Below are 16,292 nucleotides of genomic sequence, written 5' to 3'. Positions count from 1 at the left end.
AATTGAAGCCATCCAAACCAAAATATGAAAGCTATTTATATCTCGCTCTTGCCATTTCATCCATTACCCTCGGACCTGGATTAATGGTGTTTCGTGCCGATGAGGCTTCGTTCTGGGAGAAATGGATATATGTCACACTTTTTATACCTTTAGGTCTTTTCGTGATGCGGTTGAATTACACACGAGAGGAAACACAAGCGTTGGCGAATGACGATCAGGAAGTCCGAAAAAGTCTCATCGTCAGAATCAGGGCTAAGTACTTAAAGTATTTATGGTTCTACATCCCAATCGCACTCGGCTATGCCGGACTTTGTATGTGGGTATTGGGGAGAGGCGGATTTTGAGCAAATGGTTCGCCTTTCGCTGTTACTTGTGCGTCTGTGAAATGAGGCTGCGTTGAACTGGTATGAGCCTGAGGAAATTGACCTTGATCGCGATGCGATCAACCGCCTCACCGGCGTCAACGATTCGGTCGGCGGCACGATCAACTGGACTTACGACACGGTGAGCAGCGGCCATCATCCGCGCGTACAAGAGACCACCGCACCCGGTACCGTAACTGTCGAGTACGATGAGATTGGACGACGGCTCAAACTCAGTACAACAGGACAGCCAGAGACCAGCTACACCTATGATAAGAATTCTCGCCTGAAGACCGTCACTCAGGGTTCACAGACCGTGACCCTGGCGTACGACAATGCAGGGCGAAGAACGTCTCTGACTTATCCGAATGGGGTCGTAACCAGCTACGGGTACGACAATGCCAATCGGCTACTCACGATTGGACATGTGAAGACGCCGACGACGATTGAAGCGCTTACGTACACCTATGACAAGGGTGGAAACCGGATCACGCAGGTGCGACAGAATGCCGCGGCATCAAATCTGCCAACGGCCGTGGCCGCTGCCAACATTGCCTATGATGTTGCGAATGAGCTGACGCGTTGGAATAGTGCCACGACGAATCTGACGTATGACGGCAATGGCAATCTAGCGACCGAGACGCAAGCCGGAGTGACGACGACCTATACGTGGGATACCAGAAACAGACTGACCGGAATGAGTCGGACTGGACTCACGGCGAGCTTCGCGTACGACGGGTTGGGACGCCGGAAGAGCAAGACCATCAACGGCACGACGACCGGATTCTGGTACGACGGGGTGGACATCCTGGCCGAGCTTTCTGGCAGTACGCCAACCGCTACATACATCCGAAGCCTCAGCATTGATGAGCCATTCATTCGGAGACATGCAGCGGGCGATGAGTTCTATCAGACGGATGCATTGGGAAGCTCAGTGGTACTTACAGACATTAACGGTGCGACACAGACCGCATACACCTTTGAGCCAAATGGTGCGACGACGATCACGGGAATTTCAACAAACCCATTCCAATATACCGGGCGTGAGAGTGATGCGACCAGCCTTTACTATTTCAGGGCGCGATACTATGACCCTAAAGTTCATCGATTCTTAGGCGAAGACCCTATTGGATTTTCAGCTGGCGATGTAAACCTGTACGCCTACGTCGGCAATAGCCCTATTAACTATAGTGATGTCCGTGGTCTTTGCATGGATCCGGGAGGTTCTGGTCTGCGGTACTGCGTTGATGCCTATATTCCAGACAAAGATGTTTTGGTCTTCGGGTATGGCGATAATCGCGGGCCTGACTCCGCTGGCGGAACTTTCCGGACGCGCCAGCTCCTCGGCAGTGATGCGAAAGTAAAAAATGCTGCGGGCATTTCGAAAAGCAAGTTTGGGGTCAGTCTACCGGGTGAACTGGGTAGCTGCTCAGCCCGTGTTAGCCATGTACCCCTTGGTGGACGAAAGATCAAGTTTGAGTGCGAAGCCATCAACGGATTCCATATTCCACCATGGCCACTTAAATACCACTTTGCAATCTTTGAAAAATCAGACGGTTCTGCCAGTGTCACCTCGGCTGCTGGTACCACTTTCCCGAATTACGAAATCTGGCAGTACGGAGGGCCAAACGGTCCTACTCAAGTCTACGATTATCGCACTCCTGGCTGGGTCGGAGATCTAGGGAACGGCCCACAGCCCTTACCGGTTCCGGGGCGATGATAAGGGCAAGATGATGAAGCGATCGTTGACCTTCTATTTAGTGATTGTAGTTGCAGCGATGCTGATCCTTGTCGGGTTATTGGCATTGCCTGGTGGTGTTGGATTGCCGGTGAAGTGGGAACTTCCGCCGGGATACAAGGGGTGGGTGACCCTGCGTTATTTGGATGCATCTTGTCAGGTTATTGAACGGCAGGGTTTTTTTCTTGTGATTAAAGTGTCTGGGGAAGGAATCGCCTGCACCTCTGAGTTTCTTGAGCGCAGATGGCGCCACAACATTTTTGAGTATGTGAATGCTGACGGCAGTGTCATGAAGGCCGAGGCCTCGTGGGGAGATAGTGAATATCGTCCTGGTGGTGGACTACTGGACAGATGGTTCATTGGAACGCAATTAGAGTTTGAGCAGAATGGATCGGCTCTTCCTCCGACCCCGATGGAGTGGAGTAATCAAAATGCGGGTGGGACCCATCCTCAAAATGGGAAGCTCAAGGCAAAAAAATAGAGGTCACCAACGTTTTTGACCCATAACCCCCACGGACAACGAACTTATTTTCTCTTGCAGGGACTAGAGCGGCCGAGAGTGGTAATAATTGGTTTTACCCAGTCAAGGTGAGGAGGTTCGGCTCAAAACGTGAGGAGAAATTGTGATGCTACGAGTCTCACTTAAGCGAGAAATCTTGGGCTTGTTAATTCAAATTGGTCTCGCAACTTCCGTCTTATCATTAAGTTACGCAGATCAAGCCCAGTATCTGTACGACGACCAGGGTCGTCTCACCAGCGTGACCGATAGCACGGGCGCACTCGCTGTCTACAATTACGATGCAGTTGGCAATCTCCTGTCCATCGATCGCTTTACGCCGCCAGGAAGCGGCATCGGGATCTATCTCACTGCGCCTAACAAGGGCTCCGCCACTACGTTGGTTGTCATCCAAGGCTACGGTTTTAGCGCCACCCCCGCCAACAACACCGTTAAGTTTAACGGTATCGCCACCACCGTCACCGCAGCCACTCCCAACCGATTAACGGTGACTGTACCGGCAAGCGCCACCACGGGGTCGGTGTCTGTCACCACCACGGCCGGCACGGCCAATAGCCCGCAGCCCTTTACGGTGCTCGGGGCCCCTACCATCACCAGCATTACACCAACCAAGATGGGACAAGGCATGAAGGTGCCGGCAACCGTGACTGGGACTGGTCTGTTACAGGCTACCAGCGTGACATTCTCCCATGCGGGCATCACCGGCAGTTTACAGGCCGGAGCGACTGACACCAGCCTGTCACTCGCCCTCGCGGTCGCTGCAACCGTCCCACCGGGGACCTATACCTTCACCGTCACAACGCCGTTAGGAACGGTCGCGAGCGGGGCGACGACGGTGGCGGTTAGCACGCCCATATGGGGATTTGTTCAAACGAGGTTTCCGGTGAGTGTGTGGCGACCCAATAGTGTCCTCTCTGGCTCGCGAGCTGCCGTATCCTCCCCGGTGAGCCCATTTATATCACCCTCAAACCTATCGCCGTCCGGTCCCACGAGCACCGTGGCCCCGTCGGCCAGCGAATACTACTTGCTGTCGCCGATGGCTCCATCCGGTTCCACCAGCACGGTGGCTCCGCCGGTCAGCGAAATGCTTCCGTAGCAGTCGGCCCATATCATGTAAGGAGGTCGTCCATGACCATGGTACGTGTCATTGCTCTTTTGGGGTGCGGGCTTGTCGGTTTGTTCTGGAGCGAATTGCCGGTGTTTGCCCAGGCGTTTACAAGCGGTAGTACGGGGAGTCTGGGAGCATTCTCTCCGGCCACGAACACCGTCGTGACTCTGCCCGCGGACGGCATCCTTAATTACACCACGGTCACGATTCCAGTCGGAGTGACGGTGACCTTTCAGCCGAATGCCGCCAACACGCCAGTAATAATGCTGGCAACGGGAAACGTGCTGATCGCGGGCGTGGTGAATCTTGATGGAGTGGCAGGAACGGGCTATGGCGTAAATGTGCCGCCAGGTGGTGCGGGCGGACCTGGAGGGTTTCGCGGCGGACAGGGCGGTGCCAAAGGAGCCATTAACAATGCACCGTCTGGGGGGCAGGGACCTGGTGGTGGCGCCACCTCAGCTTCGTATGGCGGCGGCGGATTCTATGGCGCGCCAACCAGCTTTGTTAGTCTCGTACCACTGTTCGGCGGGTCAGGAGGCGGAGGGTACCCAGGAACTACCGGCCAAGCCGGGATTGCTGGAGGGGGTGGGGGTGGAGCTATCGTCATCGGTTCGTCGACTAAGATCACCCTCACTGGGACGATCTTTGCCCGAGGAGGCGATGGGGGGCCCACCGGAATTATTTACGCAGGCGGCGGGAGTGGCGGAGCTATACGTCTGGTCTCACCTGAAATCGCCGGAAACGGAACGATCAATGTGCTCTACGGCCAAGGGGGCAATCCCCAACCGGGTCTGGGACGTGCGCGGCTCGAGGCCTTTCGTATGAACTTCACAGGAAACATCTATCCTTCGAATTCGATCTTTACCGTGACGACCACCTGTGGTCCGATTACGAGTAACAGTGTGCCGGCATTATCAAATTTGCCTACCCTGCGAATTAGTGCGATTGCCGGTGTGAGCACGCCTTCGACGACTGGCGGCACCTATTCGACAGCGGACGTCACGCTTCCAGGGGGTACAACCAATCCCGTGAGCGTCACCGTGACGGGAACGAACCTCCCCGTAGGCTCCACCTTCACACTCAAACACATCCCACAGTTTGCCGCTGCCGCTGCTCCGCTGACTGCTGCATCGACCGGGACATTTGCCACGTCAACGGCCACATTCAGCGTGACGCTTCCAGTGGGGCAGGTGAGTGTCTTAAATGCATGGAGCGATTTCACGTTGCCATAGAGTAGGAGGGGGGCTATGAGCGCACTTGTACGATGGAGAGCGATAATTCCTCCTCTCAGCCTGTTGCTCTGCTTGCCGACTCTGACAGCCTGGGGGCAGGCATTTAATAGTGGCAGCACCGGAAGTCTAGGAGCCTTGGCTCCCGCAACCAGCACAACGGTGGTGCTGCCTGCTGACGGCATTCTGAATTACACCACCGTCACCATTCCCGCCGGGGTGACGGTGACCTTTCAACGGAACGCGACGAATACCCCCGTGACGCTCCTGGCTCAAGGTGCGGTGACAGTTGCCGGGGCCATTCGCGTCAACGGAGATGCCGCGCTGGCCGGCCCTACTAGCGGAAATGTCGGCGTCACCCCCGGCCAAGTAGGTGGCCCCGGAGGATTTCGTGGCGGGGATGGGGGGATCCGTGGACTGTCTCCCTCGAATGGCACCGGAGGGTTAGGCACAGGGGGAGGCGATCCTGGTTTGTTTCCGGCGATCTCCACTCGAGACGGATCGTACGGCGCCGCGTATTTTGTCAATTTACAGCCAATCTATGGAGGATCGGGGGGTGGGGGTGGTGTGGCGACCACCGCACAAAATGGGCCATCAGGAGCGGGTGGCGGCGGTGCCCTGGTGATCGCGTCGACGACTCAGATTCTCATTCAATCAACCGGTGTGATTTCAGCCAATGGGGGCGACGGTATATCAGGGAGTCAAGTCACCTGTGGCTTGTCGGCGGGTGGAGCCGGTAGCGGAGGCGCCATCCGACTGGTTGCCCCACAAGTGACCAACCAGGGCGTTCTGCAAGCTCGAGGCGGATATCAGGCTTGCGTTGGAAGCCTTGGATATTTGGGGGTGGTTCGCGTGGAATGTGTGACCTGTGCTATTGCAGCCACGACGCCAGCCGCGTTCATCGTGAACACTCTCGGACCGATTACGTCTGCGAGTACCCCAGCGGTCACAGCACTGCCCAGTGTGATAGTTAGTAGCATCGGAGGGGTCTCAGTACCGTCGACGCCCACCGGATCACATGGGTCGCCTGATGTCGCCTTACCTGAGAATTCCTCTCTCGATGTACCGGTGACTTTGACTATTCAAAATGTGTCTGTTCCTAGGCAGTTCTATGTGAAAATGATTCCAGCAATGGGAGAGCCACAGTTCTTTCCAGCCACCCTCTCGACCGGTTCCTTTACCTCTTCTACCGCGACTGCTATCGTTCGTATGCCTCCAGATGTCGTGTGCGTACTGTTGGCTTATCTTAACTATTATCCTCAAGTCGCCGGGGGATTTCCTCTCGTGGATGGTGAAGAAGTGGAGCACCTGTTAGTGGCGGCAGGCGAGGGCGATCTCCTGACCGCCTCGCTACTGACGAGGTCTGGGCGTATTCTCGCGCTCTCCGATCTCTCACCCGAGGACCAGGAACGAATAGTCATTGCCACAGGAGTGATGCAACCGAGTTGACTATGGCACGTGAAATACTGGCAGAACTTGAGGGGCGGCATTCTTGCTCACCCTCCGAATAGTCCGCCCAAGATCGTCCTATATCGGACAGCCTGTTTGTAAGTCATTGTAAAACCGTGTATCCTATTGGAATGTTTCAATGCCTAAGATGTTGATTTTACTTGTCGCCTGGGGCTCTTTTAAGGCGAGGGTCCTGGGTTCGAATCCCAGCCGACTCACCATCCAAATCAAAGACCATCGCAGTTCCATCCACTGCTGCGTTTGTCTCATATGCCGGCGGATAGACTTGTTCGAGTCCTTCCACGGCTGATCACAGCTCTCGAACAAATTAGGAGCAAATTAGGGTCAGGTCTTGCAATCAAGCAGTTAGCCAATCTTTGGTAGGCGATAGGGTTCATTTCGATGCCTTGCGATCTGCCCCTAGCCATTGACAAAAGCCGGCAGCTACGGAGCGTTGATCAGGCAAACCGGCCGCGCTCCTCAGTGGTGGGGAGAGCGATTTTGATTTGCCACGCGGGAAGTAAGCGTTGGTGACGCACAGCGGATGGCTCTAGAAGATGTGCGTGTCGTGGAGGTAGAGCATTGACTGAACGGTCGGCTGTCAATGAGGAGAACAGGAGTCGGCCAGCTACGAGCCAGCAAATGTTTGATTGCTAGACCTGCGCGTAAATTCCTCTAACTTCCTGTATGTATGCACGCGCTGCGCTGAAAAATCTGCCATAAGAAATCAAACTGACCCACTACGCATTTGACTCCTTGGGTGGCAGGGTCTACTGTAAATATACGCCGACTGTCCCATCCCTCGCGCATCCCTCCTCATTCTTCTTGCGCGTCTGATTCTCCAGTCTCCTCTGGTCCGTCACGCAGCAGTCAACAGTGATGCTCCGTTTGTGTCCACAAACGGGAGGGATATTCGTTTCATGGAAGGGCCCGCCATGAAACGCCCCACCACATGGGCCAACACCCAATGAGGTACGTTATGAGAACCCGTCTATTCGTAAAACGGTCGATCCTGTTGTCCTCAGTCCTGTTGCTCGCATCAGCGCTGTCGCCCTTCTCAGCTCACGCGGAAGAGGGGCAAGTGAAAGGAGCCATGCTTCCTGCTCCAGTGCCACAGGTTGCATCGGGTGCAGTGGAGGACACCCTCAAGGCCTGTCTCTCAAGAATCCCCGAGAAGGCCAGTGCGGGGCAGCGTATGCTCGCCGAGGATACTTGCCAGGGTGAAGAAGGCACCAGAAAAGCAATTCAGGACGCCCCACAGTTCTAGCGGCCCAGCCATTCTGGGGCAACCCAAACGCAGGCTCACTCAAGAGTGCGTTTGGGTTGTCTCCGTTTTTCCGTTTTATTGTTACGGCTTACGTGTGGTCGTACAACAAGGAGCCCACGCCTTCACATAGACCGTACCCCGCGACTCTTTGCCCCTAACTCTCAAGTGCCCGGACCATCCCTGGGTGAAGTCATCGAGGGGCCGATACCACAGCTAGTCGAAGAATAAAAGCTGAAGGCGCGTCGTTTCCTAAGCTCCCTTCCCAGCGTTTGTCATCCTTAGGCTGCGAGGCCTGTGATGCGAATTCCGAAGCGCCAGGGTTCTCTTCCCTCCTGTTGCACTCGCCTGATTCCTTCGTACAGTTTGGTGGCGCGTACCCTCGTCTCAAACCGAAACCCGTACCTGTGTCTGCTTAAGAATACAATCATTCTGGAGATGGACCCTAGCCGATAGGCCATAGAAATGAGGAATTCGTTGGCCGTCTTCTGTCTGTTGCGACCCGACACCACCAAGCCTAGAATAAGCATCCCTGCGGAGCGTTCATGCCGTGGTGTGGAGCCCACCGGTAAATCGGTGATGAGATGCAGGAGCCAAGATGACAAAAAAAGAAGGTGGTTCTTTTCCCCGTTCGACGTTTGCTCTGCTTATCCTGGTTCTCTGTCTGCTCGGTTCGTTCGTGCTCCCCGCATTCCATCTGAATCGAAGCCAAGCCCACGCCGCAAGCGGAGGGCAGAAGAAGTTCCAGCGTATATCCACACAGTTCATCGCGGCGTTGGGCGATCCAGGTGCGTCCTCCGGCAACGGCGCGCAATCGTGGGGTCTGTGGCCTCTGGACCCAGGTCCTCGGGGCGTCGAGCTGAACAGCTATAACCGGTTGAAGGATGCAGGTGGCGTCGCCCCGGCGCGCTGGACATTCGACGGTACGGACTGGTGGCTGGAGGAACATGGTTTGATCATGGAGCAGCCGACCTTTCCGCTTCCCACCGGAAAATACCTGGTCACGGGTGCCCGCGACGTGACGGCTGTACTCACCATTCATCCTGCCGACAGGAATGGCGACAGGCGCTGGGAGCTCGATAAAGGCGCGACGCTCTACGACGTGACGCACCTGGCCTGCCGCTCAGCCCGCTATACACCGGCAGCGACTGGTGGTTCGTGCTCGCCGGCAAACGCGCAGAAGACTGCATTTCCGGTTGCGCCAGGGGGAGTGATGCCTCAGGTCGAGGGCTGCACGAAGCAAGACTACGCGGTTCTAATCGTGATCGGTGTGGGCGTTGATGACTGAATGCCGATGACGACGGACGACAGACGACAGGGAATGCGACAACACCGTCACGGCGGGTCGCGCTGTGTGACTACTGTTGTGATCAGATTAGGCGGGACGGGAAAGGAAAAGACGGGAAAGAATAGAACTAATGGAACGCTTCAAGCAAATGAGATTGCCGTCAATTTGAGGAACCCGTTGCAATCGTAAGCTCCCCGTAAATTGAGATGCGCACAATGAGAATCTTCTCGCAGTGACGTTGCTTCTGTTTCGAGAGAATTCCCCGTGGAGAAATGATGTATTTTTTCTGAAAATTCAGTTTCTTACGCAGAAACGAGAATGTTCCGTTTCGCCTTGATGTGCTTTCTGATCTTTTCAGGTAGTGCCCGTTCAGCCAAACGCAACTCATAGGTTTTCTGAAGATTCATCCAGAATTCTGCCGTAGTATTGAAAAAAGCTGCCAGACGCACGGCAGTATCGCCCGTAATGCCCCGCTGTCCCTTGATGATGGCCGTAATCCGGTTTGCCGGCACCTCCAGTGCTTTGGCGAGTGTATTGGCGTTGATGGGGGAATCGGACCCCTTCATGAACTCTTCTAGCAAGATTTCTCCCGGATGCACCGGCCGCATACCGTTCTTCACCATGACCGTTCTCCTTCAGTGATAGTCCGTGATCTCGACCTCGCGAGGGCCATCATCCCTCCAGGGGAAACAGATGCGCCATTGGTCGTTGATTCTGATGCTGTGCTGCCCCGCGCGATCACCTTTCAATTTCTCCAATCGATTTCCTGGAGGAGCCAGCAGGTCTTTGAGCGCGGCGGCACTGTATAGCATCGCGAGCTTCCGTTCAGCCACATTGCGAATCCCGGAGAACTCTCTGACGGGTTCCCCGGCGAACAGACGCTCTGTTTTCTTATCCCGAAAACCTCTGATCACGGTCTTTACTCTATCATTGGTTTATGCTTTACGTAAAACGGATGTGCTAAATTTGTGCTAAACAATCTCAATTTGAGTAGTTTTCTGCCGGCTCGAGCTCGGCGTGGGCGAGTAGTGTCTGGCAGATTTCGTTGTCGATTCCAACATGATGCAATCTCGGTGCGATGGTGGGTCGCAGATCATGAACGCATGGACTTGAATACAGACTCGCCGATAAGTAGCCACCTTCTGTACGAAGAAAGCCAATCCGCCTATCAGTCAAATCCCAATCCGATATTCCTGGAAAGACCTTGGCAGGAATCTGTTCCTGAACGACTGCTCTTGTCGCGGAGATAGGTCGATTTGTCGAGGGCATGGTTTCAGTTGTTGCCATGTGAATTGTAGTCTTCGAGCAGCGGCTTCAGGCTGAACATAGGATGCAGGATTCGGCTCGCGGCAGTATCGCAGTAGTCACCCGGCGAGAAGAAAGTCGAGCGATTACGCACAGTGCGCTCATTACTATTCCGCTTCCGTGAGGGTGTGGCGGCACGGTGAGGGACACGTAGGTGGCCGTCTCTAGGAGAGGCTCAGCAGTCCAGCCGCTGCATGGATCGCGGGATGGGGGTGCCATTTGCCGGCATGGGTGTAGCTGAAATCGTTGCGGGCAAGGATGTTGCTTAAACTAGGCTCATCGGACAGTGTTCATTACAAGGCATGTGGACAGCAAATGCACCCTGAGGCAGCTTCATTGCGCGTAAATACTCAACGTGGGGAGCGGTGGTGATGACAGTGGTCCATCGTCGGTATCACGCCCTGCTTGAAGTCTCGAATATATTAAACTCACAGCGCAAGATGGACGATCTGTGGCAAGCCTGCACTGAGTGCATCAAGGAAGTCATTTCCTGGGAACGAGCCGGAGTGCTGTTATACGCACCAGAGGAAGACGGCTTTCGTTTCCATGCCCTTGAGACCAACATCCCGAAGCGCGTGCTCCAGCGCGGCGCGATTATTCCGAGAAGCGGCAGTGCGGTGGGATGGGTCTATGACCATCAGGAGGTCCATGTTCGGCCTCACCTGCAGCAGCACCAAGTGTTCATCGAAGATGAGTATTATGCGCAGGAAGGTCTCGGCCGAATGGTGAATCTCCCGCTCCTGGTTCGCGGGCATTGTCTCGGCACTCTCAATATCGGGAGTGTGGCCGCAGGTGAGCCGGATGGCGAGACGGTAGAGTTTTTACGGCAGGTGGCGATCCAGGTTGCGCTGGCCATCGAGAATGTACAGGCCTATGAACAGTTGACCCACTTGAGTCAGCAGCTGACGAAGCAGAATGCCTACTTGACCGAAGAGATTAAGCAGGAATGCAATTTTGGCCTCTTGGTTGGAAAAAGTCAGATTCTTGGCAAGGTGCTGGCGCAAATTCAGGCGGTGGCCGCAACGTCCACGACGGTCCTGATAATGGGGGAGACCGGCACCGGAAAAGAGTTGGTCGCCCGCTCGATCCATGAAAATAGCCTGCGCCGCAACAAGCCCTTTGTGCGGCTCAATTGCGCGGCGTTGCCCAGTGGGCTGGTAGAGAGTGAATTATTCGGGCACGAGCGGGGCGCCTTTACAGGCGCGGTCCAGCGGCATCAGGGTCGGTTTGAACTCGCTCACGAGGGGACGCTCTTTCTTGATGAGATCGGGGAGATGCCGTTAGAGGTACAGGCCAAACTGTTGCGTGTGCTGGAGGATCATCAAGTCGATCGAGTGGGAGGGGCGAAATCGGTCTCCGTGGATGTGCGCCTCATCGCGGCGACGAATGTGGATCTCGCTCAAGCCGTGGCGGAGAAGCGTTTTCGAGCCGATTTATACTATCGACTGATGGTGTTCCCCCTCACGCTTCCCCCCTTGCGAGATCGCAGCGAGGATATTCCGCTGTTGGCGCAGCATTTCCTCCAGCTCTGTCGGACGAAACTCAATCGGGGTAATGTCATCTTTGATGCCGAGGCATTGGCCCGCTTGACGCGTTATGATTGGCCGGGCAATATCCGCGAGCTCCAGAATGTCATTGAGCGGGCAACGATTCTTGCGCCGTCGCATTTGGTGACAATCGACGAACGCAGTATGATTCCTTCCCAACGGTCACCCATCGCCCCGGAACCAGTCACTACATTGCACGACTCTGAGCGCCTGCACATCCTCCACACCCTTGAACAAGCCGGGTGGCGGATTTACGGCCCGCTTGGGGCGGCGAACCGACTGAAGATCAATCCCAGCACGTTGCGCAGCCGAATGAAGAAATTGGGGCTATCACGACCCACGTCCCTGGCTCCTCTTGAGCACCTCCCTCCGACATATTCCCCGTCCATCGCGGAAAATAGCGACGTCGTGTGAAAAACCGCGGGCACTCACGGTTCGAGGACGTCTCGTCCGGCGAATACATGAGGAAGGTGCCCTGAATCGCTCGCCACTACAAGGCCTGTGCTCATCGAGTCGAGTGGAACGCGACTTGCTGTTTCGAATGATATGGCAAGTACTCCTGCGACACCGAAATAAATGAGGTGCACCATGATGAATCACGAGGTCGTGTTTCTTGTCGACGTCGATAACACGTTGCTTGATGCGGATCGAGTGACGTGCGATCTGGGGCGCTATCTGGAGCAAACCATCGGGCACAACCAGCAACAGCGGTATTGGAGCCTCTTCAAGGAACTACGGGACGAACTGGGGTATGCCGACTATCTCGGCGCGCTCCAACGGTATCGGTGCGAGTATCAGCATGATGCGCACATTCTCAAGGTGTCGCAGTTTCTGCTCAATTACCCCTTTTCGAAGTGTCTCTTCCCTGATGCACTTGCGGTGGTGACCCATCTGAAGCAGCGCGGTCCGGTCGTCCTCGTCTCCGATGGGGATGCGGTCTTTCAACCGCATAAGATCGCGCGCGCAGGTCTCTTCGATGCCGTGGACGGCCAGGTGTTGATCTACGTGCATAAGGAGGAGGAATTAGACGACATCGAAGTGCGGTACCCTGCTGAGCAGTATGTGCTGATTGATGACAAGCTGCGCATTTTGTCGGCGGTCAAGCAGCTGTGGGGGCCTCGGGTCACCACGATCTTTTCGCAACAAGGCCACTACGCACAGTCTCTTCATGTGCGAGAGACGTATCCTGCGGCGGATTTCAGCCTCGAACGGATCGGCGATCTGCTGCACTATGAGTTGGATGGGCTCGTGTCGGCTCAACCGGTCGTCTCGTCCGGACTGGGGCGATAGCACTGGACGGGCGCATCCCTGGACAGGGACAGCCGCAGGTCCATTACGAACCGAACGACGCAGTCGTTTTCACCACTGCGCGTCCTTCGTCACACACTCCCGCCTCGCTCTCACGAGTGATCACCGCTGGCGAGTTCGAAAAGCAGCGAAGCCGAATGCCTGACATCGCTGCCTGCGTCAAGGCGCATCCCTCCCCACATTCATCACCCGTTCAATCTCCTCGCGATAAATCGCGGCCACTCGTTATAAATCGCGAGTCCTCGCGACCGCACCTTCGCCGCTGCCGGCTCGTCTCGCGGGCAACTGACTCACATTGTCGAGGAAGCCGTTGTTATCGCTCTCCTTACTATTCCTCATGGCCGCACCTTCCTGCCTGGTATCTGGTTTGCAGATACCAGCACGCAGAGATGTGTAGTGATCGCTGCAGTTGGATGTCATCGAAGGATCGGACGCGGAGAGGATCGTCGTGAACGCCATGCGAGTGAAATCTGTTGCTCCGTCCTTGAGGCTGGTCATGCGAGGCCGTCACGTGTTTCACGGGTGGCTGTGTCGGGACCGTCGCAGTCTCTCGCTCGAGAGTCACGGCGCTCTGTTCCGAGCCAGGGCGGTGAGGCTCGTCCTTCTCCTCAGCATGGTAGGGGTGAGTGGCTGCCAGATTGCGTCGCCGTTCGGTAGGCCGGCGTCTCTCCTCGACAGCGCCAAATTTATGGACACCTGGAAGACCTACCTCCACTGCCGATCGAGCGTGGAACCCGAAGAAATCCGATCCGACCTGCACCAGCTGAATCGCGTTGCGCAGGCGGTCTCAATGCCGAACCACGCCACGGTCCTTCTGTTGCCCGCTTCAGTCCGATCGTTGATCTCAACGCTTCCGTCCAGGTTAGCCGTTGATCCTCACGCGATGTCGGTGGCCTGCGCGTTGCACGGTAGTGAGGTGGCCCAGGCTGCAGGACAGCCAGGGCTGAGTGTGGCACTGCTCACGGCGGTGGTGGCGGCACAGCAGGGAGCAGTCACGACCTACTATGCCGATGAGGCTCACCAGCGGTTGACGAGTATGAAATAGGAGATTCCCGTTGGCGTGAGGGTGATCGAATCAGTTGTCTGATAAATGGCCGAACAGGGCGGAATGCACTTGACGGTTTCCTTGCAGAGGAGATGTTCCTTATGAGTCCAGCCTATGATTTTGATCTGGTGTGCATCGGGAGTGGTCCGGCCGGTCAGCGCGCCGCGGTTCAGGCGGCCAAACTCGGCAAACGGGCGGCGGTGGTGGAAAAAGGTCTTTCGGTGGGTGGCACCTGCCTGGACAGGGGGACCATCCCGAGCAAGACGTTTCGCGAAGCCGTCTGTTCTCTCACGCAGGGAGACGGCCAGTTCGGGCGTAGCCGCGCCTACCGATCTGAGCCAGATCGAGCCCACCGTCCTTCCGCGGAAGAACTGCTCCATCGCGTGGCGATGGTTGCCGGATGTGAGGCTCAAGTGGTCGAACAGCAACTCTGCCGCAATGACATCCAACTGATTCGAGGCGAGGCGTCGTTTCTTGATCCCCATTCCCTCGTTGTGGCTTCCGCGGAGGGGCGGCGAACCGTGACGGCGGCCAACATTCTGATCGCCGTGGGCACGTATCCGGCTTCCCCTCCCGGCGTGCCGGTCGATGGAGACATCATCCTGACCAGCGATGATGTCGCTCGGTTGAGGCGGTTGCCCAAGAAGCTGGTAGTGGTCGGTGGAGGCATCATTGGGGTTGAGTATGCGTCGATGTTCGCCGCCCTGCAGATCGAGGTGATCGTGGTGGACAAACGCGAGCGCCTGCTGGAGTTTTTAGACCGGGAGGTGGTCGATGAACTGATGCATCAGATGAGAAAACAACGGGTCACGTTTCGCTTAGGGGAAGCGGTCGAGCGGTTGGAAGTCACCGCCGGTACCCCGGGGCAGGCCGTGGTGCATCTGGAATCGGGGAAATCGATCGTGGCCGATCAAGTCTTGTTTTCGGTCGGACGGATCGGGGCTGCGGGCAGGCTCAACCTTGAGGCGGTGGGGCTGACATCAGATGAGCGGGGACGGATGACCGTCGATCGGCACTTCCGAACCGCGGTGCCGCACATCTTCGCCGTCGGCGACGTCATCGGGTATCCGAGCCTGGCGTCGACCTCGTTCATGCAGGGGAGGTTGGCGGCCTGTTACGCGTTCGGAGTGGAACCGGGGCCGATGGTCGAGCATCTTCCCATCGGTATCTATGCCCTTCCGGAGATCTCGGCAATCGGCCCGCCGGAACATGAGTTGACGCAGAAGAAGATTCCGTATGAAACCGGCATCGCGCGATATAGGGAAATTGCGCGGGGGCAGATTCTTGGCGATGACAGCGGTTTCCTCAAATTGCTCATTCACCGCAAGGATCAACGGCTGCTCGGCGTCCATGCCGTGGGGACCGGGGCCACGGAGCTGATTCATATCGGACAGGCGGTGATGGAGTTGGGGGGCGGACTCCCCTATTTCTTGCGGGCCGTATTCAACTATCCCACCTTGGCGGAGTGTTACAAGGTGGCCGCCCTCGATGCCTTTAATAAATTGTCCCGGCAAACAGAGGAGGGAGAAGGAAGCGCTCCCGCCCTGCAGGCTGTGTGCAGTGAAGGCGTCCGATGACGGGGCACGATGCACAGCCCGATGACGCGCTGGTCACCTCGACGCCGGTCGGCACCCGACGCCGGTTTTTTGCGTGGGTCACTAAGATTGCGATGGGTGTCATTGGGGTTGGATTGGCGGTCCCACTCATCAGTTATGCGGTGGCTCCGGCCCTGAAGCGGCGTGAGTCCTCGTGGAATGAGATCGGTCCCATCGACCAACTTCCTGCCGGCGAGCCCGAGCAGTTGGAATTCGTGAATTCGATCAAGGACGGGTGGCGCACCGCGTCGGTGAAGAAAGTCGTTTGGGCGATCAAGCAACCGGCAGGCACGGTGGTGGTGTTCTCCCCCATCTGCCCTCATCTCGGATGCGGATTCCGATGGGACAGTGACGATAAGAAGTTCAAGTGCCCCTGTCACGGCAGTGTCTACGATGTGACAGGCAAGGTGCTCGACGGACCGGCTCCTCGCCCGCTGGATGTGCTCCCCTCCAAAGTGGAGCAAGGGCGACTCTGGGTCACCTACAAACAATATAAATCAGGGCTTGATCGTCCGGTCGAATTGTAGCGGCTTTCAG

General features: G+C 56.4%; 14 protein-coding genes. 12 read left to right on the top strand and 2 right to left on the bottom strand.

The window, feature by feature from the left end; all coding sequences use genetic code 11:
• The first annotated feature begins 2 nt into the window (after nucleotides 1-2).
• The 7 genes from V9G17_06305 to V9G17_06275 all read left to right on the top strand — a co-directional run bounded on the left by V9G17_06305 (nucleotide 3) and on the right by V9G17_06275 (nucleotide 8,955).
• A complete protein-coding gene (locus tag V9G17_06305; GenBank protein ID MEI2752198.1) occupies nucleotides 3-344 on the top strand; it encodes a hypothetical protein in 342 nt (113 codons plus the stop codon).
• A gap of 52 nt (nucleotides 345-396) precedes the next feature.
• Nucleotides 397-2,082 carry an RHS repeat-associated core domain-containing protein gene (locus V9G17_06300; GenBank protein MEI2752197.1) on the top strand — a complete coding sequence of 562 codons (1,686 nt, stop codon included), beginning with the start codon at nucleotides 397-399 and terminating at the stop codon, nucleotides 2,080-2,082.
• Between the two features lie 10 nt (nucleotides 2,083-2,092).
• Nucleotides 2,093-2,581, top strand: coding sequence for a hypothetical protein (locus V9G17_06295; GenBank protein MEI2752196.1), 489 nt, complete (start codon nucleotides 2,093-2,095; stop codon nucleotides 2,579-2,581).
• A 145-nt stretch (nucleotides 2,582-2,726) separates the two neighbouring features.
• A complete protein-coding gene (locus V9G17_06290) occupies nucleotides 2,727-3,713 on the top strand; it encodes an RHS repeat domain-containing protein (protein MEI2752195.1) in 987 nt (328 codons plus the stop codon).
• A gap of 32 nt (nucleotides 3,714-3,745) precedes the next feature.
• The gene (locus V9G17_06285; protein MEI2752194.1) at nucleotides 3,746-4,957 is read left to right on the top strand and encodes a hypothetical protein; all 1,212 of its coding nucleotides are present in this window, start codon (nucleotides 3,746-3,748) and stop codon (nucleotides 4,955-4,957) included.
• A gap of 15 nt (nucleotides 4,958-4,972) precedes the next feature.
• The gene (locus V9G17_06280; protein ID MEI2752193.1) at nucleotides 4,973-6,403 is read left to right on the top strand and encodes a hypothetical protein; all 1,431 of its coding nucleotides are present in this window, start codon (nucleotides 4,973-4,975) and stop codon (nucleotides 6,401-6,403) included.
• 1,862 nt (nucleotides 6,404-8,265) lie between these two features.
• Nucleotides 8,266-8,955, top strand: coding sequence for a hypothetical protein (locus tag V9G17_06275; protein ID MEI2752192.1), 690 nt, complete (start codon nucleotides 8,266-8,268; stop codon nucleotides 8,953-8,955).
• A 302-nt stretch (nucleotides 8,956-9,257) separates the two neighbouring features.
• Here V9G17_06275 and V9G17_06270 read toward each other — a convergent pair whose 3' ends face one another.
• Entirely contained in the window at nucleotides 9,258-9,578 is a 321-nt protein-coding gene (locus V9G17_06270) for a HigA family addiction module antitoxin (protein ID MEI2752191.1), read from the bottom strand.
• A gap of 12 nt (nucleotides 9,579-9,590) precedes the next feature.
• Nucleotides 9,591-9,869, bottom strand: a complete 279-nt coding sequence (locus V9G17_06265) for a type II toxin-antitoxin system RelE/ParE family toxin (protein ID MEI2752190.1) — start codon at nucleotides 9,867-9,869, stop codon at nucleotides 9,591-9,593.
• 762 nt (nucleotides 9,870-10,631) lie between these two features.
• On the opposite strand from V9G17_06265, the gene V9G17_06260 reads away from it, so the two are divergent.
• From V9G17_06260 to V9G17_06240, 5 genes are all read left to right on the top strand, one after another.
• Entirely contained in the window at nucleotides 10,632-12,221 is a 1,590-nt protein-coding gene (locus V9G17_06260) for a sigma 54-interacting transcriptional regulator (GenBank protein ID MEI2752189.1), read from the top strand.
• 174 nt (nucleotides 12,222-12,395) lie between these two features.
• Nucleotides 12,396-13,097, top strand: coding sequence for an HAD family hydrolase (locus V9G17_06255; protein MEI2752188.1), 702 nt, complete (start codon nucleotides 12,396-12,398; stop codon nucleotides 13,095-13,097).
• Nucleotides 13,098-13,563: 466 nt separating this feature from the next.
• Nucleotides 13,564-14,160: a hypothetical protein gene (locus V9G17_06250; GenBank protein ID MEI2752187.1), complete on the top strand. Its 597-nt coding sequence runs from the start codon at nucleotides 13,564-13,566 to the stop codon at nucleotides 14,158-14,160.
• Nucleotides 14,161-14,261: 101 nt separating this feature from the next.
• Nucleotides 14,262-15,737 (top strand): Si-specific NAD(P)(+) transhydrogenase, encoded by a 1,476-nt coding sequence (gene sthA / locus V9G17_06245; GenBank protein ID MEI2752186.1) that lies wholly within the window; start codon nucleotides 14,262-14,264, stop codon nucleotides 15,735-15,737.
• The gene (locus V9G17_06240) at nucleotides 15,734-16,282 is read left to right on the top strand and encodes a ubiquinol-cytochrome c reductase iron-sulfur subunit (protein ID MEI2752185.1); all 549 of its coding nucleotides are present in this window, start codon (nucleotides 15,734-15,736) and stop codon (nucleotides 16,280-16,282) included. Before sthA ends, V9G17_06240 begins: the two co-directional genes overlap by 4 nt.
• The last annotated feature ends 10 nt before the right edge of the window (nucleotides 16,283-16,292 follow it).

This window comes from Nitrospira sp. (assembly GCA_037045225.1).
Taxonomy (GTDB): Bacteria; Nitrospirota; Nitrospiria; order Nitrospirales; family Nitrospiraceae; genus Nitrospira_A.
The sequence above is the reverse complement of the archived record's forward strand: the minus strand, read 5'-3'. Positions and strand labels throughout refer to the sequence as shown.